Raw genomic sequence first — 17,871 nt, 5'->3', positions numbered from 1 at the left:
GACTGGAGCCCTCTGTTATGAGTCTGCCTGCTCTTCTGCTGGAAAATGCCCTTACCTGGCGTCATCAGTTACATCAACACCCTGAGCTGGGTTATCAGGAGCAGCAGACCAGCGAGCTGGTCGCCCGGGTACTGGAGGAGGCCGGGCTTCAGGTATTTCGCGGCGTGGCCGGCACCGGCGTCATTGGTACGCTGGAGAACGGTCCGGGTCCGGTGATTGGTCTGCGCGCCGATATGGATGCGCTGCCGATTACGGAAAAAGGCAGCGCGCCGTGGAAATCGACCCGGCCTGGCGTGATGCACGCCTGCGGTCACGACGGTCATACCGCCATGCTGCTGGCTGCCGCCTGTCAGCTCGCTGCCACGCGTGATTTCAGCGGCACCATTCACTTTCTGTTTCAGCCCGCCGAAGAGAACCTCGGCGGCGCACGCCGCATGGTAGAGGAAGGTCTGTTCTCGCGCTTCCCTATGGATGCCGTCTATGCGATGCACAACTGGCCCGGGCTGCCGCTCGGCACGCTGGCGGTGAATCCGGGGGCGATGATGGCGTCGCTCGATTCCTTTGAAATCACCCTTTCCGGCCGCAGCTGTCATGCCGCCATGCCGGAAAGCGGCGCGGACCCGATGGTCGTGGCGGCTGAGCTGGTGCTGGCGCTGCAGACCATCCCTTCACGCCGTCTGTCACCGCTGGCATCCGCCGTGGTGAGCGTGACGCAGATCCATGGCGGCGAGGCGATTAACGTCATTCCGGAGCAGATCACCCTGCGCGGCACGGTACGCTGCCTGCAGCCGGAGGTGCGCGATCGGGTGCGCGGATTGATCGAAGAGTTTGTGACCGCACTGCCGCGTCCGTTTGGCGTCAGCGGCGACATTCACTGGTATCCCGGCTATCCGGTGACCGCGAATCATCCTGACCCGGCACAGCAGGTGCGTGAGGTGGCAGAGCAGATGCTGGGTGACGCGCAGGTAAAATGGGCGTGCAGCCCGTCTATGGCGTCCGAAGATTTCGCCTGTATGCTGGAAGCCTGTCCGGGCGCCTACTTCTGGCTGGGCGCTGACGGCGAAGTGCCTTCTGCGCCGCTGCATAACGCCAGCTACGACTTCAATGATGCGCTTCTGCCGGTGGGGATTACCTTCTGGCAGAAGCTGGCAGAGCGCGTACTGGCAAAACGCTGAGGGCCGTTTTGGTCCGGTAAACCGGGTGCGCAGAACGGCCTGCTCTCGCGTTTACATTCCCGCCTGCTGCAGCCGGATTTCAGCCTCAGACAGCGTTGCCGCCTCACCCGTTGCCACCAGGCAGCAGGCGAGCTGCAGCCGCAGCGACTGCGGCACGGCACGCATGCCGTTCAGCACCTCATCACTCCAGCGCGCGGTCGCTTCAGCCTGTTTGTTCTCCGGCAGCGCTTCCACACGCTCCGGCTGCCGCTCAACCCAGATTTGCGCCTCACCCGCTGCGCCAGCGATGTAATTGATCGCCGGACAGCGTAGCGGACTGGCATACACTTCGCCTTCCGTGCCGTTAAGCAAAATAGCGGGCGCGTCTATCGCCTGGAAAAACGCGCCGACGCGCGGCACATATTCAGGGTGCGACACGCTGGCAAGACGCAGCGCGGCGCGTTCTTCAAACGGCGTGGCCAGCTTTGCCAGCGTGTGCGCACTGTTACGCACGCCCATCCGCCAGCGCAGCGCCAGCTGTCTGGCCATGGGCGGACAGAGCGTATCGATGGTGATAAACGCCAGCTCACCGCGATCCAGCGCCGCCTGCGCCTGCGCGGCGCTGGTTACCGCAGCGATGCCTGACGCAGCGAGCACCGCTTCACTGGTTACGCGCGTGGCGTCTTCGCTGATACCGTGCAGCAGCACCGGAAAACCCAGTTTTACCAGCAGCCGCGCCAGCAGCGGCGTCAGATTGCCCTGACGGCGTGCGCCGTTGTAGCTGGGGATCACAATCGGCATGGGCCGGCCGGCCGGCGCCTGCAGCTGCAGCATACGCTGCTGCATAGCGTGGTAGAAGCCACGCATTTCGGCTTCGCCTTCGCCTTTAATCCGCAGCGCAATCAGGATGGCGCCCAGCTCCAGCTCCGGCACCTCCTCTGCCAGCATGGCGCTGTAAAGCGCCACCGCACTGTCGAAATCGATATCGCGCGCGTGGTTTTTACCGCGCCCGATCTCTTTAATTATTTTATTCAGTTCCATATTACGCTTCCTGCTCTCTGGGCGCGCCGCAGTGCGGCGGCCGGAACGAGTACCCGCTCAGCGCGGCTACTCAGGCTTTTCTTTTGCGCCTGGCGCTTTTTTTCTCTTCCGGCACCGCAGGCTGCTCAATCGGAAATACCGGCAGCGCCGCCAGTAGCCGGCTGCCATAGCTTTTACTGAGCAGACGGCGATCGTAAATCACAATTTCACCAAAGCACTGATGGCTGCGGATCAGGCGCCCGACCTGCTGTATCAGCGTAAACGAGGCGCTGGGCAGACTCTGGACTTCAAACGGATAGCGGCGCAGGCTTTTCAGCCATTCGCCTTCGGTCAAAATTACCGGACTGTCTACCGGCGGGAAAGCGATTTTGTGAATATGCACCTGTGACAGCAGATCGCCTTTGAGATCGAGCCCTTCAGCAAACGACTGCAGACCCACCAGAATGCTGCTGCTTCCTGCTGTCACGCGTTCACGATGCAGCGTGACGAGCCTGGAGCGCGGCTGATCGCCCTGCACCAGCATCGTGAGACGCAGCTCCGGCAGCTGCGCAACAAACTGCTGCATTGCCCGTCCGCTGGCAAACAGCACCAGCACGCCTTTATGTTCGCCTTCTGCCATCTGCTGGCGGAAAAAGCGCGCCATCTCGGCGATGTGCTCAGCTTCGTTTGCCAGCAGCGGCTCGTAGCGCATTTGCGGGATCACCAGCTTGCCCTGATCGACATGATTGAAGGGGGAATCCAGCGCCACAAAACGATCGCCCGCTTTCTCACTCAGCCCTGACATTTCCTGCAGGCGGCTGAAGCTGCTGAGCGAACGCAGCGTGGCTGATGTCACGACCACATGCGGAATTTTGCGCCACAGCAGTTTCTCAAGCTGGTCGCTGACGCGGATGCCGGCGCAGTGAAACAGCAGGTGCGCCTGCCCCTCGCGCAGTTCACGCGTCACCCATTTAGAGACCGGCGCGTTAGAGGCCTTTTCCATTGCGGCCAGCCGCCACAGTTTGCTGATGGCTTCAAACCAGCCGAAGTGACGGTTCAGCTGCAGAATCGCTTTATGCAGGCGCATGATATCCGCTTTGCCGGTCTGCTCGCCCAGTTCGTTCAGCAGCCCTTCACTCAGGCCGCGCAGCGCATCGCTCAGCTTAAACAGCCGGGTACAGAGCGTCAGCAGCGCTTCCGGCAGCTCGCCCAGCACAAAACGAAACTCACCCGGCTGATTATCGGGTGGCAGCAGCGGATTCAGCGCCTGACTTAATGTCTGCAGCAGCTCACGCATCTCTTCGCAGTGCTGTTTCAGCCGTTCAGGATTCGTCAGCGGCGGCGGCGATTTAGGCCGGAACTGCGCCATGATCGTTTCCACCAGCCGTATGAAGAGATCGAGCTGCAGCCCGCTCCAGCCTGGTGTGATCTCCGCGCTCATCTCCAGTGCGTCACGCGCGACCTCCGGCAGATGGTGCCCTTCATCCAGTACCAGCATCAGGTGCTTTGCCGGTGGCAGCACTGACTCGTTCTCCATAGCTGCCATTACCAGCGCATGGTTTGCGACGACGACGTCAGCCTGCTCAATCTCGCGCCGGGCGACAAAAAAGGGGCATTCGCGATACCAGCGGCAGTGGTGAGCAAGACAGTTGGCTTTATCGGTCGAGAGGCGCTGCCACAGGCTGTCATCAATCGCTTTCTCAGCGTGATCGCGCAGGCCATCCCATGTATGGCGGCTGAGATCTTTCTCCAGCCGGGAACAGATTGTCTGCTCCTCCTTTGAGCCGGTCACCGCCTCTTCATCCAGATAAAACAGCAGATCGCCCTGCTGATCGTCGCTGGCGGCCAGGGCGGCCAGATTACGCGGACACACATAGCGTCTGCGGCCAAAGGCTGCCGTAAAGGTAAGATCGGGGATGATCTTTTTCAGCAGCGGGAGATCTTTGGTGAAAATCTGATCCTGCAGCGCTACGTTGGCCGTGCTGATAACCAGCCGTTTGTCATCGGCACGGCTTACCGCAATGCCGGGGATCAGATAAGAGAGCGTTTTACCTACGCCAGTAGGGGCTTCAATAGCCAGATGGCGCCCCTCATCGCCCGCCAGACTTTTTGCCACTTCGGCAATCATCTGGCGCTGCGGCGCGCGCGGGATAAAGTCAGGAACCTGCTGCTGCAGCGCTTTATACCATTGCGCGATCTGGCTTTTAATTGCTGCTGTCAGAGCCATAATTATTACTGTTGAGTTAATCCGGCCTGTATTTTTACACAGTAATCTGACAGCGTCAGCCTCAGCGGGTGATTTTTCGTACCCGCTTCCTGTTACAGCAGCTTATACATCAGGGTGGTCGCCTCCATGACCCCTTCCGTTGAGCAGGCATAGTGCGGAATAGCGCCGGCGATCTGCCAGCCCAGGGAGAGATAAAGCTGGCTGGCCACATCCCCGCTGCGGGTGTCCAGCACCAGCAGCGTTTTTTCCCGCGTCCGTGCCCGTGCCTCTGCCCGCAGCATCAGCTGACGCGCGATGCCCTGCCGTCGCTGCTGCGGGTGTACCAGCAGCTTGCTGATTTCTGCCCGATGGTAACCGTTAGGCATCGTGCAGCTGCTCAGCGTCACGGTTGCTACCGGGATCTGCTCCTGCCATGCCACCAGCAGGTCATCACTCCCGCCGGATAATGTCGCGATTCTCGCCTGCCAGAAGCGCTCTATCGCCTGCCGATCGCGGGCATCGGTGAAGCCCACGCTGGCGCCGTCCGCCACACAGGCCTGCAGCAGATCGCTTAACGGCGCGAGCGCGTGTGCTGCGCTGGCAGCAGTAAGCTGAGAGAACGTTATCATGGTTTGCATACCGCCAGAATATAACGAGCGCCCGCCTGCGCATCGGCGCTGAACGCAGATCGTCCCGTCAGGTGAAAACGCAGGCAATCGCCGGCGGCCAGCGTCCAGCGCTGATCTGCCATGACGATCGTTAAGCCGCCCTTCTGCAACCAGATATGCTGCTCAAGCCCGGACAGGGGTGGCATGTCATAGTGAATATGTGCGCCTGGCGGGAGTACCCCTTCAATCAATTCTGTTTTAAACTGCCTTGCAGGAGGAGAAAGGGTACGACGCTGAAAACCGCTGTCGGGATCGTGCCAGCAGGTTTGCTGGTCAGCTTTTATCAGCAGCACCGTCTCATCTTCAACCTCCTCCAGAAGACGTGACATTGTCACGCCATAAGCATGACATAACCGGTTGAGTAATGCCGCGGTAGGACTGGTCTCAGCGCGCTCAATGCGCGACAATGAGGCCCGGCTGATGCCTGTAGCCTGAGCGAGTGTATCCAGCGACCAGCCCTGCTGTTCGCGAAGTTCAGCAAGCCGCAGCGCCAGCCGGTTATTCGTTTCAGTTGCTGACATAATGCCCCTTTCAAATATGAGAAAAAAATCTCTTATTTGAGAATTAACCGAAAACCGGGATAAAACTCAAGTTGTACAATAAAATAAAGATTGTACAAGGCAGCCCCGACGGTTAAGGTGTTTTTATGCAGGTCGCAATATTTGAGGACATTATGGCCTTATACAGTATCGGCGATGTTGCCGAGCGCTGTGGAATAAACCCGGTAACACTTCGCGCCTGGCAGCGACGTTACGGTCTGTTAAAGCCCCAGCGCACCGAAGGTGGTCATCGCCAATTTGATGATGAAGATGTTCAGCGTATTGAAGAGATTAAACGCTGGATAGAGAGTGGCGTGCCCGTGGGCAAAGTAAAAGCGCTGCTTGAAGGCGAAACGATCAATGTACACGATGGCTGGACTGCGCTGCAGGAAGAGCTGATGAGCGTGCTACGTCACGTACGCGCTTCAAAACTGCGTACCAAAATTGCCACCATCGGACGTGAACACCCGATTGATGCACTGATCGATCACGTTTTTGTGCCGGTACGCCAGCGTCTGGGTCTCGATCAAAACACCGCCCGTACCATGTGCAGTCTGCTGGACGGCGCTATCATCGATTACGTTGCTTTCTGTCTGGCCGGGGCGCGCAAAAAGCCGGGTAAAGATGCGCTGATGATCGGCTGGGCTGTGGAAGATCGCACCCGTATCTGGCTGGAAGCCTGGCGTCTGGCGCAGCACGGCTGGCGTATTGATGTACTGGCTGAGCCGCTGGATATGCCACGCCCTGAACTCTTTCCGGGCCAGCATCTGTTTATCTGGACCGGAAAACGGCCAACGCGGCGTCAGCAGGAGCAGTTTGAGCACTGGCAGGCGCAGGGTTTTTCAATACAGATGCATGAACCGGCGTAATGTAAAACCGCACGTCAGGCCTTTTTCCTGCGCCGGGCGCGCGTTATTATGCCTGACTCCCGGCATCAATCAGGTACTGTAATGAACTGGAATAAAATTTTTATCGGTACGCTGTTCGCGATTATGGCGATTGGCGGCATGGGTGGCATGATGCTGGTAGGCTACAGCCTTATTCTGCATACCCGGTAAACCAGCGCTGTACCCGCTCCAGTAGCCGATCGCAAATCAGCGCCAGCAGCGCAACCAGTATGGCTCCCTGAATGACATAGGCGGTGTTAAAGCCGCTCAGACCAATGATCACGGGCGAGCCGAGGCTGGCAGCGCCTACTGTAGACGCAATAGCTGCTGTGCCGATATTGATCATCACCGATGTACGTATGCCTGCCATCATTACCGGCGCAGCCAGCGCCAGTTCAATCTGCCAGAGGCGCCGCCACGGCCCCATGCCCAGTCCGGTTGCGATCTCCCGGTTACTGGCCGGTACGCTCTCAATGCCCGCCAGCGTCCCCTGCAGCACCGGCAATACGCCATAAAGAAACAGCGCCACAATGGCAGGCGTGGCGCCAAACCCCATTACCGGCACGGCAATCGCTAACACTGCAACCGGCGGGATCGTCTGCCCTGCCGCCGCCAGCGTTTCCAGCGTTGGACGGAACGCACGGCCACAGCGGCGCGTAGCGAAAATTGCCCCGCCCGCGCCCACGATCACTGCCAGCAGGGTGCCACTTGCGACCAGCCAGAGATGGGCCAGCGTCAGGCGCCAGAAGCTCTCCTGCTGATACAGCGGGCGCTCAAGCTGCGGAAACCAGTACGCAAACAGCGGTTCACTGTGCGGCAATCCCCACAGCAGCAGTAAAAACAGCGCGATCAGCCAGCTCAGCGGCTCGTATAACAGGCGCTTCATTGAGCGTCCCGCGGGCGCAGCAGATCGCTGAAATGCAGCACACCTACCCGCTGCTGCTGATCCACTACCGGTAACCTGTCGGTCCCGCGCGCAATAAACTGCGACAGCGCCTCGCGCAGCGACAGCGCGGCGGCAATCGGCTCGGCCTCTACCCATTCGCCGCGGCGCGCCACGCTGCCCGCCTGCCCCAGCGCCAGCAGCCTTACGCCCAGCTCACTACGGCCAAAAAAGTTACGGACAAAGTCGCTGGCGGGCTGCGTCAGCAGTGCAACCGGTGCCCCCTGCTGTACGATTTCACCGTTATCCATTAATACCAGCCGATCGGCCAGCGTCAGCGCCTCATCAATGTCGTGTGTAACCAGCACGATGGTACGGCCAGTGAGCCGCTGAATGCGCAGCATCTCCTGCTGCAGCGCCTGACGGTTTACCGGGTCGAGCGCGCCGAAGGGCTCATCCATCAGCAGCAGCTCCGGATCGGCAGCCAGCGCGCGCGCCACGCCAACTCGCTGCTGCTGTCCGCCGGAAAGCTGGTGCGGATAGCGGGTCGCCAGCCGGGGATCAAGGTTCAGCAGCGCCAGCAGTTCCGCTACGCGTGCCGCTATTTTTTGCGCTGGCCAGCCCAGCAGCGATGGCACGGTGGCGATGTTTTTCGCCACGCTCCAGTGCGGGAATAAGCCGATTGACTGAATGGCATAGCCGATGCGCCGGCGCAGGGCGCGAACATTCATCTGTTCGATAGGCTCGCCTGCAAAGCGGATCTCGCCGCTGTCATGTTCCACCAGCCGGTTGATCATCTTCAGAAGGGTCGATTTACCGGATCCGGACGTGCCGATCAGAACCGTAAAACTCCCCTGCTTAATCTGCAAAGAGAGGCGGGAAATCGCCGTTTTTCCGGCAAACTGTTTACTTACGTCATGAAACTCAATCATGTTTTTTCTCCAGCAGCGCGGACAGCAGCCGCAGCAGCGCATCACAGAGTACCGCCAGCGCCACCACCGGGATCACACCCAGCAGAACCAGATCCAGCGCGCTGCTCAGCAATCCCTGAAAGACGATAGCCCCGAAGCCGCCCGCACCAATCAGCGCCGCCACGACTGCCAGACCCACGGTTTGCACCACTACCACCCGTAAACCGGCCAGCCAGACCGGCAGCGCCAGCGGCAGCTCTGCCTGCCAGAACTGTTGCCCGGCACTCATGCCCATAGCGCGTGCGGTTTCACGTACCTCAGGCGGCACCTGCGCCAGCCCGGCGACCACGCTGCGCACCAGCGGCAGCAGCGCATAAAGCACCAGCGCAATCAGCGCCGGTGCCATACCGATACCGCTGATGCCAAGACGACCAAGCAAAGGAAAGTGTGCAGCCAGCCCCGCCAGCGGTGCGATAAGCAGGCCGAAAAGCGCCACAGAGGGAATGGTCTGGATCAGATTCAGCAGGCTGAATACCGGCCGCTGCCAGCCAGGACGCCGCGCAATGGCCAGTCCCAGCGGGACACCTGCCAGCAGCACAGGCACCAGCGTACCGCAGACCAGCAGCAGGTGCTGGCTAAAGGCCGCATGGAAAGTGGTGCTGCGGCTGGCATACTCTTTTAGCAGCGAAAGCTGATCCAGCCAGCCGGTCAGTAAAAGCAGCAGCGGCAGCACGCCGGTTTGCAGATTCAGCAGGATGCGCCAGACCACCTGCCGGCTTATCGTTCTGATCGCTTCAGCTGCCAGCAGCAGCGTTAATCCGGCCGCACACCATAAACCGCTGCCAGGTGCTGTACGCGCCAGCAGTGAACTGCTGCGTGCCAGCTCGCTGGCCCCGCTGCCGCCGAGGCCGATGAGCAGTACAAGCAGCCCCTGTGCGCCCAGCAGCGTGAACAGTGATGTACGCCGGCCCGGTAGCCCGAACAGGCTCAGCCAGAGTACCGCGACAGGCAGCACCAGCCAGCCAGCGTGCGCAACCTGCCACGCCATCAGCGGCTCACCCGAGACCAGCCGGTTAGCGGCGAAGCGCAGAAACGGCAGCGTCAGCAGCGTTAGCGTGATCAGCGCCGTCAGCAGCAGCGTGACCGGCTGCCGGCCGGGGCGCAACAGCAGCTGTCTCACCTTTTACAGCAACTTGTTCTGCTGCAGCCACGCTGTTGCTACCTGGCTGGCATCCTGCCCTTCCACCGCAATCTGCGCATTGAGCTGCTGCAGCGTTTTTTCATCCAGCTTACTGAACACCGGTTGCAGCCATTCTTTCATCTGCGGATACTGCTTCAGCACCGCTTCACGCACGACCGGCGCCGGTGCATAGATTGGCTGTACGCCTTTGGGATCGCTCAGCGTCTGCAGACCCAGTGCCGCTACCGGGCCGTCCGTTCCGTACGCCATAGCCGCATTAACACCTGAGGTCTTCTGCGCCGCAGCTTTAATGGTAACCGCCGTATCGCCGCCGGCCAGCGAGAGCAGCTGTGACTGGCTGAGTTTGAAGTTGTACGCTTTTTCAAACGCCGGCAGGGCATCGCCGCGTTCGATAAATTCAGCGGAGGCAGCCAGTTTGAACTCGCCGCCCTGTTTCAGATACGCGCTGAGATCGTCAAGCGAGGTCAGCTTATGCTGCTGCGCCACGTCACCACGCACGGCGATGGTCCAGGTGTTATTTGCGGGTGCCGGCGTCAGCCAGACGAGATGATTCTTTTCTGCATCAAGCTGTCTGACTTTCTCATAACCCTGCTGCGCATTTTTCCAGGCGCTTGCTTTTTCATCGTTAAAAAAGAATGCGCCGTTGCCGGTATATTCCGGATAGATATCCAGTTCGCCCGCGACGATGGCGCCGCGTACGACCTGCGTGTTGCCAAGCTGAATTTTATTCACGGTTTTTACACCGTGCTTATTGAGTACCTGCAGAATGATATTGCCCAGCAGCGAGCCTTCTGTATCGATTTTCGATCCTACTTTAACCGCATCGGCGGCATGCGCCGCGCCCATGCTCAGTGACAGGGCAATCAGCCCCAGTAAACCCTGTTTAATCATGATGTTTTCCTTACGCCCTGTTTAGCACCTGGTGATAAACAAGCGTAGCCTGGCGCAGCAGGCGACGGGAAAAAAGCGGAGATTTTACGTCTGTTTTGTTAAGCCGGGCAAAAATTGCCCCGCACAGCACGGGCGTGGTACGCCCGAAAAGAGGAGACGTGTCAGGCGGTCAGGCGGTCAGGCGAAAGTCACCCAGCGTATGCGGAATGCGCGGGAAAGTGTGCAGAAACCACGGGGTAAATTGCTCCGGTTCGGCCTGCATCTGCTGCTGGATTTGCCCGACCGAACGGTAGCACCAGGCGTCCGCTTCTTCCGGATTCAGCACCGGCTCTTCATCGCTGATGGCAAAAAAGACGTGACCATACTCATGTTCAATCAGACCGTTGCTGAGCGGCAGGTTGTAGCTCAGCTCAAACACCGGCGTCAGCGCCAGGTCCAGTCCCATCTCTTCACGCAGACGACGTTCGGCCGCGTCGCGCGTTGGCTCCTGCGGGAAGGGATGACTGCAGCAGGTATTACTCCAGAGCCCGCCGCAGTGATATTTACTGCTGGCACGCCGCTGCAGCAGCAGCTCATGACGCGAATTAAACACGTAAACCGTGACTGCGCGATGCAGTAAGCCTTTTTCATGCACTTCCAGCTTTTCCATCTTGCCGGTGGGACGATCGAGGTGGTCAACAAGAATAACTTCTATGGCAGGCATGAGGGCTCCTTCAGAAAAATCCCTGCTATTGTACACAATCACCGCGGCGGCAGCGGAGAAAATCACGCGCGTTTCGTGCGCTGGCGCGGTAAAAAAATAAGCTTAGCAGGCTTAATCTGAATCGGCGAAGAAGAAGGTATGCAGAGGTAAAGCATGATGAGATTGCGGCAGCGTGTGCGCCACCGCAATCAGGGTTAGTACGGTTACAGCCTGAAGCTTTGCACGACCTGTTCCAGCTGTACGCTCTGCTCTTCCATCGCGCGTGCAGCCGAAGAGACCTGCTCCACCAGCGCGGCGTTCTGCTGGGTGCTGCCATCCAGCTGCGTGATCGCGACGTTAACCTGGTCAATGCCCATGCTCTGCTCACGGCTGGCGGACATGATTTCGCTCATCAGCGTGGTGACGCTGCTGACGCCCTGCATCAGCTCATCCATGGTCTGTCCCGCCTGTTCAACCAGCTGGCTGCCGGTGTCGATATTTGCCACCGACTCCTCAATGAGCTTTTTAATTTCGCGTGCTGAGTTAGCTGAGCGCTGCGCGAGATTACGCACTTCTGAGGCCACCACCGCAAAACCGCGTCCCTGCTCGCCGGCGCGTGCCGCTTCAACCGCCGCGTTCAGGGCCAGAATGTTGGTCTGAAACGCAATGCTGTCGATGACGCTGATGATGTCGACGACCTTACGCGATGAGTGATGGATCTCTCCCATGGTGGTCACGACCTGACGCACGACTTCACTGCCGCGCGCCGCCACGGTGGCCGCGCCGTCAGCCAGCTGATTGGCGTGGGTGGCGTTATCGGCGTTTTGGCGCACGGTGCCGGTCAGCTCCTCCATTGAAGCTGCCGTCTCTACAATCGAGCTGGCCTGCGATTCGGTCCGCGCAGAGAGATCGGCGTTGCCGCTGGCGATTTCACGCGAGGCTGCCGTGATCGCCAGCGCGCTGTCGCCAACCTGACGCATCAGCCCCTGCAGGTAACTGATAAACTGGTTAAAGCTCTCTGCCACGGCGTTAAATTCCGGGCTATTGCTGGCAGGCAGGCGCTGCGTCAGGTCGGCACCGCCGGTGGAGAGTGCTTCAATGTTTTTGTGCAGTACGCCCAGACGTTTCATCATTGCGCGGACAAAGCCCAGCGATACCAGCAGCAGAATGATAGCCAGCGGGATCTGCACCACGCCCAGCCGCGTCAGCATACTGTGCGTCTGCGCATCCAGCAGGCTGGAGGGCACGTCGCTGGCGAGATACCACGGGCTGCCGGGGATCGCCTGCAGGAACAGCGTATGCTCACCATCCTCGCCGCTGAACGTGGTCTGCGCCGGCTCACTACCCGCCTGCGTCAGCAGCGACTTCAGTGCAGCAGCCATCGGCAGCCGGGTCTCGCTCAGGTTTTCCAGCTTTGGCGCACCGTCCAGCAGCGCCGCGTTGCCGACCACTTTGCCATCCGCTTCCACAATCAGCACGCGGCCGTTAATGGCGTCCCCCATCTGCTTCGCCAGCTGATTAAAAAAGCCCAGCGTTACGTCAATGGTAGCCACGCCCCAGACGCTGCCGTCGCGATAGATAGCCATCGCGCAGTTGGTACGCGGCTGCGGGCTGGCCGCATCCTGATAGGCTTTAGCCCAGGCGCACTGCCCTTTTGCTGCGGCCATCCCCGCTTTGTACCACGGCTGCTCCCAGTACTTATCAGCCGCATCAGAATTCCAGTAGGTATTGACCTGCAGCTGATTACTGGCATTGCGCGCAAAAAAGGTGCTGTCTTTCTCTTTTGCCGGATCGCGCCGGTTCGGCAGCGGCCAGATCCCGCCGCCAAACACGTTACTGTCCTGGTACTGGTTCACCAGCGCCGGCAGCAGAATATCTATCGTCGCGCTCTCCATCACGCCGGCAGCTTCCGTTATCGCCCGCTGCTGCGCCTGAACCCGGTTCATCTGTTCGACAATGCGTCCGGCCAGGCCATCAACCTCATAGCGCACCAGGCGGCTCTCATTCTGACTCAGCTGCGGTGCGATAAACTGATTGATCACCAGCACGGTGACCAGCATCAGCACAACAAAAAACGCGACCAGCGTCGCGGTAAAACGGGATTGCGTGGTTTTAAACATTCGGATGCCCTTACCCTGGTTGGCGAGTTGCCTGATCGAGGTTAACGGCGTGTTAATAGGGAACTTGAGAGGGGCGGGATCACAAAAAAAGCAAATAGTTGAATCGGGTGACTATTTTCTGCGGTAAGAAACAAGGGGGGAAGCACAGCGGAAAATCGCCTGCCGGTACCGGCAGCGCGCCCCTCTTCACAGAAGAAGGGCGGGCATTTACTGAGGCGGCGCCACAACCTCCTGACGCGGCCGGAAGATATGGCTATTTCCCTCTGCCAGCAGCCGCTGAAGCAGCTGCTGTCCGCCCTGTTCATCTGACTGTGCGAAGTGGCGTTCCGCTTCGGTGATCGGCGTCGCCCAGAGCAGCTCCGGCCGGTCGCCGTCGCGCTTCGGCAATCGCAGCGACGCCGCCTCCGGTGCCAGCGCGTTAGCCAGCAGGAAACTTTCAAAGCCGACCGGTGCCACTTCAGACGCCAGCGTATGCCCTTCGCCAATCCACGTCAGCCGTGCCCACGGCAGGTGTGCAAACTCCGCCAGCGCGCTCGCCATCTGCACCGCGTTGGCCTCGGTCATTACCTCGCCATCTACCGCCAGCGCCAGTTCAGCCCGCCGGTACTGGGGTGCCAGCTCTTCAAACAGATAATCGACCTGCGGCATCGGACGGATGCTCATTCCCAGCGTGACAAAATACCAGACGCCGTTGTGCCAGTGCTGAGAAAGCGCCATCGGCGGCCAGCTGCCCTGATCGATAGCGTAATATTTGACCGACTCACCAAGTTGCGCCTGGTACACCTGCAGCATTTCATGCTGGATTTTTTCCCACTGCTGGTCGTCGTGCCAGTCACGCCAGAAGTGACGCTGCTGCTCAGCACGCGCATAGTATTCATTGGTGGAGGCTGAACCCAGCGGTGCCGTAAGGCGGTTTTTCCTGATACAGCCGGCTGAGAAGCTGACCTGTTTGCTCTGATAGAGACTCCAGCCAGGGATCACCGCCAGCAGCTGGCCGTAGTACCACAGGGCAGCACCGGTATCATCCGGCTCCCACAATACCTGCAGGCCTGCGGGATCGAGCATTGGCTCCGCCTCCAGCGTGCGGCAATACTCTGCGCTCAGCAGCGGCGCGATCCCCTGCTCCATCGCTTCGCGATCTTCCTCTGCCGGTGCCGGCAGAAGGTTGCGCAGCCAGCAGCCGCGAACAGCGTACTGGCTGCGAAACAGATCATTGGGCCAGATATAAAAATAGGCGGTGCGCGCATCCTGTTCGACGATCGCGGTTAAAGTATGTTGCTGATTCGGCACCTCAGCAATCAGAGGGTAACTGGTCATAACGCCTCGACAATGCCTGGAGGGATCCATTTTCCCCGAGAATAGAGCAGGATCGGCACTCGCGCCATGTGAGACAAGGGTAAAACTCTCAAAGTGCGGCTGCGCTCGCGCTGAGCGCCTGACTTTGCTTCAGCGGTAGCGGACGTCACGGCCCATACGCTGCATCGCCCGTGACCAGGCGCCGCGCTGGATCGACCAGCGCAGCAGGCGCGCCAGCAGCGCCATCTGCCGGTCGGTGCGCCACTGCGTCAGCGGACTGACCGGGCGCTGCAGCTGCAGCTGTGCCCACTCCGGCAGTAAGCCGATGCCCGCCTGCAGCATCGTGCGCATTGCCGGCCGCGCCTGCCAGCCGGGCGCCGGCGCATTCATCAGCAGCGTCATCACCTCCTGAGTACGCGCATCAAAACAGAGTTCAGGACGTATCGCCTGCAGATAATGCGCGACGTCGGTCACGCTGCACGGCACCTGCTCTGCGCCCAGCGCAATCGCCACCTGCGCCGCCTCCTGATAGTAGCGATCCTGCTCAGCCCGGCTGAGCGCCGGGTTTTTATAGCGCAGATGGGCCGCCAGAAAACGGCTGGTTTCCGCTACATGCACCCAGGCCAACAGATGCGGATCGCTGGCCGCGTAAGGATTACCGTTGCTGTCCGTGCCGCTGACCTGCAGATGGATGCGCTTCACCCGCTCAATCAGCGTCCGGGCATCGGCCGTATTGCCAAAGGTCGTTACGGCGATGAACTGGCTGGTGCGGCGCAGCCGGCCGAGCATATCCTGACGGAAGCTGGAGTGATCCCAGACCCCGGCCAGCGCCGCCGGATGCAGCATCTGCAGCATCAGGGCGCTGATACCGCCGCAGAGCATCGCCGGAAAATCACCGTGGATACGCCAGATAGTGGAGTCGGGGCCAAATAAGCCGGGATCGCCGGGGGGCTGCGAGAGGTCAAACTCGTTGAGTGCCAGCCCGTTAAGGCGAAAGATCTGCTGTTCAATGCGATTGCGAAGCGTCATGGTGGCGTGGTGTCGGATAAAAAGGCGTCAGGGATAGCGCCCCCGGCCTGGCGGCCGGGAGACGCGGTTATCCGTTAAAGATAGTCGAACTGTGCATCCTGGGTGCGTACGGAATCCAGGCCAATCATGACGTTAAATTTGCCGGGTTCCGCCACGTGCTGCATCTGCTGGTTCCAGAATTTCAGCGCGTCAGCGTCGATCGTAAAGCGCACGGTTTGCGACTCACCGGCTTTCAGCATAATACGCCGGAAGCCGCGCAGCTCCTGTACCGGACGGCTGATACTCGCCACCGGGTCGTTGAGATACATCTGTACCACCGTCGCCCCGTCGCGTTTACCGCTGTTGGTCACCGTTACGCTCGCTTCAATGCTGCCGCTGCGCGGCATCGTGCGCGCAGAGAGCGTCACCGGTGAAACGGTAAAGCGGGTATAGCTCAGGCCGTAACCAAACGGATAGAGCGGACCGTTAATCGTGTCGTAGTAGTGGGAGGTATATTTATTCGGCTTTTCCGGATTATAAGGTCGCCCGGTAGGCAGATGATTATAGTAAAGCGGGATCTGCCCCACTGACCGCGGGAACGTGACCGGCAGTTTACCGGAAGGGTTGTAATCGCCAAACAGCACGTCAGCGATGGCATTGCCGCCTTCCGTGCCGCTGAACCAGGTTTCCAGCATCGCATCCGCCATGCGGTCTTCATTCACCAGCGTCAGCGGCCGGCCATTCATCAGCACAATCACCAGCGGCTTGCCGGTGGCTTTCAGGGCCGCCAGTAATTTCTGCTGGCTGGCCGGGATCGCCAGTTCACTGCGGCTCGACGCTTCATGCGCCATGCCCTGCGCCTCACCCACCGCAGCGACCACCACATCCGCTTTCTCTGCCTGAGCCACCGCCTCATCGATCATCTGCTGCGGGGTACGCGTATCCACGCTGACCGCCTGCTCATAGAGATTGAGGAAACCCTGAATACCTTTGTTGTCTGAAACGTTAGCCCCTTTGGCGTACAGCAGCGTGCCTTTGTTTGCCATGGCATTGCGCATGCCCTGCAGCAGCGTCACCGACTGCTTTGCCACGCCCGCAGCTGACCAGCTGCCCATGATATCGCGCTGGCTGTCCGCCAGCGGCCCTACCAGCGCCACGGTCGCGTCACGCTTCAGCGGCAGCGTCTCGCGCCAGTTCTTCAGCAGCACCATGCTCTTGCGCGCCACGTCGCGCGCTTCGGCACGGTGCAGGCGGCTCTCAGCGTTGGTATCCTGTGGATCGCTGCTCTGCGGTCCGAGGTGGCTGTACGGATCGTTGAACAGCCCCATGTCATATTTTACATTGAGCACGTGACGGGCAGCGTCATCAATTTCACGCATACTCACTGCCCCGCGTTTCACCAGCGCCGGCAGATATTTGCTGTAGTACTCATCGCTCATGCTCATGTCGATGCCTGACTTCAGCGCAATGCGCACCGCATCCTGCGGATCGCTCGCCACGCCGTGTTTGATCAGCTCTTTAATCGCGCCGTGATCGCTGATGGTGATGCCTTTGAATTTCCACTGATCGCGCAGCAGATCTTTCAGCAGCCATCCATCGGCGGTGGCCGGGGTACCGTTCAGCGAATTCAGCGCCACCATCACGCCACCGCTGCCGGCATCCAGCGAGGCTTTATAAGGCGGCAGGTAGTCCTGCGCCAGCCGCTGCGGGCTCATATCCACGGTGTTGTAATCACGTCCGCCTTCCACCGCGCCGTAGGCGGCAAAATGTTTCACGCTGGTCATCACGGCGTAACGATCGGCCGGGCTCTTGCCCTGCATCGCTCTGACCATGGCGCTGCCCATCTGCGACGTAAGATAGGTATCTTCACCAAAGCCTTCGGAACCTCGTCCCCAGCGCGGTTCGCGGCTGACATCCACCATCGGTGCCCAGGTCATATTCAGACCATCATCCGCGGCCTCATAAGCAGAAACACGTCCCACCTCACCAATCGCATCGCGATCCCAGCTGGCCGCGAGGCCCAGCGGAATCGGAAAAATAGTGCGCTGGCCGTGCACCACATCGTAGGCAAAAAACAGCGGAATTTTCAGGCGGCTTAACTGCATCACCTGATCCTGCATGGCGCGAATATCCTGGCGGGTGACGGTATTAAAAATTGCCCCAACCTGCCCCTGCTGGATCATATCGCGAATCGCCTCTTTCGGCGTGTCGGGTCCGACGCTGATCAGCCGCATCTGGCCAATCTTTTCGTCCAGCGTCATTTTGCTGAGCAGCTGGCTGACATACGCGTCACGCGCCTGCTCCGTCAGGGGATGTGTTTCACGCAGCGTATCGGCAAACGCCGGCTGCAGAGCCAGGGAGACCGCGAGGCTAACAGAGTAAATCCATTTCATCAGGTTGGGTTC

15 protein-coding genes are annotated in these 17,871 nt (G+C 59.9%); 2 read left to right on the top strand and 13 right to left on the bottom strand.

Annotation, left to right across the window (positions count from 1 at the left end; all coding sequences use genetic code 11):
• Nucleotides 1-17: 17 nt before the first annotated feature.
• Nucleotides 18-1,175, top strand: a complete 1,158-nt coding sequence (locus B3041_RS04790; protein WP_292969793.1) for a M20 aminoacylase family protein — start codon at nucleotides 18-20, stop codon at nucleotides 1,173-1,175.
• Between the two features lie 51 nt (nucleotides 1,176-1,226).
• Here B3041_RS04790 and ybiB read toward each other — a convergent pair whose 3' ends face one another.
• From ybiB to B3041_RS04770, 4 genes are all read right to left on the bottom strand, one after another.
• Entirely contained in the window at nucleotides 1,227-2,195 is a 969-nt protein-coding gene (gene ybiB, locus B3041_RS04785) for a DNA-binding protein YbiB (RefSeq protein WP_292969791.1), read from the bottom strand.
• A 70-nt stretch (nucleotides 2,196-2,265) separates the two neighbouring features.
• The gene (dinG, locus tag B3041_RS04780) at nucleotides 2,266-4,401 is read right to left on the bottom strand and encodes an ATP-dependent DNA helicase DinG (RefSeq protein WP_292969789.1); all 2,136 of its coding nucleotides are present in this window, start codon (nucleotides 4,399-4,401) and stop codon (nucleotides 2,266-2,268) included.
• Between the two features lie 92 nt (nucleotides 4,402-4,493).
• Complete coding sequence (locus B3041_RS04775) at nucleotides 4,494-5,009, bottom strand: GNAT family N-acetyltransferase (protein WP_065649777.1); 516 nt, start codon at nucleotides 5,007-5,009, stop codon at nucleotides 4,494-4,496.
• Nucleotides 5,006-5,569 carry a helix-turn-helix domain-containing protein gene (locus B3041_RS04770; protein WP_065649778.1) on the bottom strand — a complete coding sequence of 188 codons (564 nt, stop codon included), beginning with the start codon at nucleotides 5,567-5,569 and terminating at the stop codon, nucleotides 5,006-5,008. Before B3041_RS04770 ends, B3041_RS04775 begins: the two co-directional genes overlap by 4 nt.
• 152 nt (nucleotides 5,570-5,721) lie before the next feature.
• On the opposite strand from B3041_RS04770, the gene B3041_RS04765 reads away from it, so the two are divergent.
• Nucleotides 5,722-6,456, top strand: coding sequence for a MerR family transcriptional regulator (locus B3041_RS04765; RefSeq protein ID WP_065650490.1), 735 nt, complete (start codon nucleotides 5,722-5,724; stop codon nucleotides 6,454-6,456).
• Nucleotides 6,457-6,625: 169 nt separating this feature from the next.
• On the opposite strand, the gene B3041_RS04760 is transcribed toward B3041_RS04765, so the two are convergent.
• The 9 genes from B3041_RS04760 to bglX form a co-directional block, all read right to left on the bottom strand.
• A complete protein-coding gene (locus B3041_RS04760) occupies nucleotides 6,626-7,360 on the bottom strand; it encodes an ABC transporter permease (RefSeq protein ID WP_292969787.1) in 735 nt (244 codons plus the stop codon).
• Nucleotides 7,357-8,289: an ABC transporter ATP-binding protein gene (locus tag B3041_RS04755; RefSeq protein ID WP_292969785.1), complete on the bottom strand. Its 933-nt coding sequence runs from the start codon at nucleotides 8,287-8,289 to the stop codon at nucleotides 7,357-7,359. Before B3041_RS04755 ends, B3041_RS04760 begins: the two co-directional genes overlap by 4 nt.
• Nucleotides 8,282-9,448, bottom strand: coding sequence for an ABC transporter permease (locus tag B3041_RS04750; RefSeq protein WP_292969783.1), 1,167 nt, complete (start codon nucleotides 9,446-9,448; stop codon nucleotides 8,282-8,284). Before B3041_RS04750 ends, B3041_RS04755 begins: the two co-directional genes overlap by 8 nt.
• A 3-nt stretch (nucleotides 9,449-9,451) precedes the next feature.
• A complete protein-coding gene (gene osmF, locus B3041_RS04745; protein ID WP_065649782.1) occupies nucleotides 9,452-10,360 on the bottom strand; it encodes a glycine betaine ABC transporter substrate-binding protein OsmF in 909 nt (302 codons plus the stop codon).
• Between the two features lie 169 nt (nucleotides 10,361-10,529).
• A complete protein-coding gene (gene idi, locus B3041_RS04740) occupies nucleotides 10,530-11,063 on the bottom strand; it encodes an isopentenyl-diphosphate Delta-isomerase (protein WP_065649783.1) in 534 nt (177 codons plus the stop codon).
• A 203-nt stretch (nucleotides 11,064-11,266) separates the two neighbouring features.
• On the bottom strand, nucleotides 11,267-13,162 hold the full coding sequence (locus tag B3041_RS04735; RefSeq protein WP_065649784.1) for a methyl-accepting chemotaxis protein: 1,896 nt from the start codon (nucleotides 13,160-13,162) through the stop codon (nucleotides 11,267-11,269).
• Between the two features lie 207 nt (nucleotides 13,163-13,369).
• Entirely contained in the window at nucleotides 13,370-14,479 is a 1,110-nt protein-coding gene (locus tag B3041_RS04730; RefSeq protein ID WP_292969779.1) for a suppressor of fused domain protein, read from the bottom strand.
• Between the two features lie 129 nt (nucleotides 14,480-14,608).
• Nucleotides 14,609-15,487: an oxygenase MpaB family protein gene (locus tag B3041_RS04725; protein ID WP_292969777.1), complete on the bottom strand. Its 879-nt coding sequence runs from the start codon at nucleotides 15,485-15,487 to the stop codon at nucleotides 14,609-14,611.
• A 74-nt stretch (nucleotides 15,488-15,561) separates the two neighbouring features.
• Nucleotides 15,562-17,859 carry a beta-glucosidase BglX gene (bglX, locus tag B3041_RS04720; protein WP_292969775.1) on the bottom strand — a complete coding sequence of 766 codons (2,298 nt, stop codon included), beginning with the start codon at nucleotides 17,857-17,859 and terminating at the stop codon, nucleotides 15,562-15,564.
• Nucleotides 17,860-17,871: the final 12 nt, after the last annotated feature.

The sequence above is a fragment of the Pantoea sp. UBA4549 genome (genome assembly GCF_002387285.1).
GTDB classification, from domain to species: domain Bacteria; phylum Pseudomonadota; class Gammaproteobacteria; order Enterobacterales; family Enterobacteriaceae; genus Pantoea; species Pantoea borealis.
Note: the sequence above shows the minus strand (reverse complement) of the source record. Positions and strands in the feature narration are given on the sequence as shown.

Bases quoted from the DNA above. Each gene is read 5' to 3' on its own strand.
- B3041_RS04790 (WP_292969793.1), top strand. From the start codon at position 18: ATGAGTCTGCCTGCTCTTCTGCTGGAAAATGCCCTTACCTGGCGTCAT.
- ybiB (WP_292969791.1), bottom strand. From the start codon at position 2,195: ATGGAACTGAATAAAATAATTAAAGAGATCGGGCGCGGTAAAAACCAC.
- dinG (WP_292969789.1), bottom strand. From the start codon at position 4,401: ATGGCTCTGACAGCAGCAATTAAAAGCCAGATCGCGCAATGGTATAAA.
- B3041_RS04775 (WP_065649777.1), bottom strand. From the start codon at position 5,009: ATGATAACGTTCTCTCAGCTTACTGCTGCCAGCGCAGCACACGCGCTC.
- B3041_RS04770 (WP_065649778.1), bottom strand. From the start codon at position 5,569: ATGTCAGCAACTGAAACGAATAACCGGCTGGCGCTGCGGCTTGCTGAA.
- B3041_RS04765 (WP_065650490.1), top strand. From the start codon at position 5,722: ATGGCCTTATACAGTATCGGCGATGTTGCCGAGCGCTGTGGAATAAAC.
- B3041_RS04760 (WP_292969787.1), bottom strand. From the start codon at position 7,360: ATGAAGCGCCTGTTATACGAGCCGCTGAGCTGGCTGATCGCGCTGTTT.
- B3041_RS04755 (WP_292969785.1), bottom strand. From the start codon at position 8,289: ATGATTGAGTTTCATGACGTAAGTAAACAGTTTGCCGGAAAAACGGCG.
- osmF (WP_065649782.1), bottom strand. From the start codon at position 10,360: ATGATTAAACAGGGTTTACTGGGGCTGATTGCCCTGTCACTGAGCATG.
- idi (WP_065649783.1), bottom strand. From the start codon at position 11,063: ATGCCTGCCATAGAAGTTATTCTTGTTGACCACCTCGATCGTCCCACC.
- B3041_RS04735 (WP_065649784.1), bottom strand. From the start codon at position 13,162: ATGTTTAAAACCACGCAATCCCGTTTTACCGCGACGCTGGTCGCGTTT.
- B3041_RS04730 (WP_292969779.1), bottom strand. From the start codon at position 14,479: ATGACCAGTTACCCTCTGATTGCTGAGGTGCCGAATCAGCAACATACT.
- B3041_RS04725 (WP_292969777.1), bottom strand. From the start codon at position 15,487: ATGACGCTTCGCAATCGCATTGAACAGCAGATCTTTCGCCTTAACGGG.
- bglX (WP_292969775.1), bottom strand. From the start codon at position 17,859: ATGAAATGGATTTACTCTGTTAGCCTCGCGGTCTCCCTGGCTCTGCAG.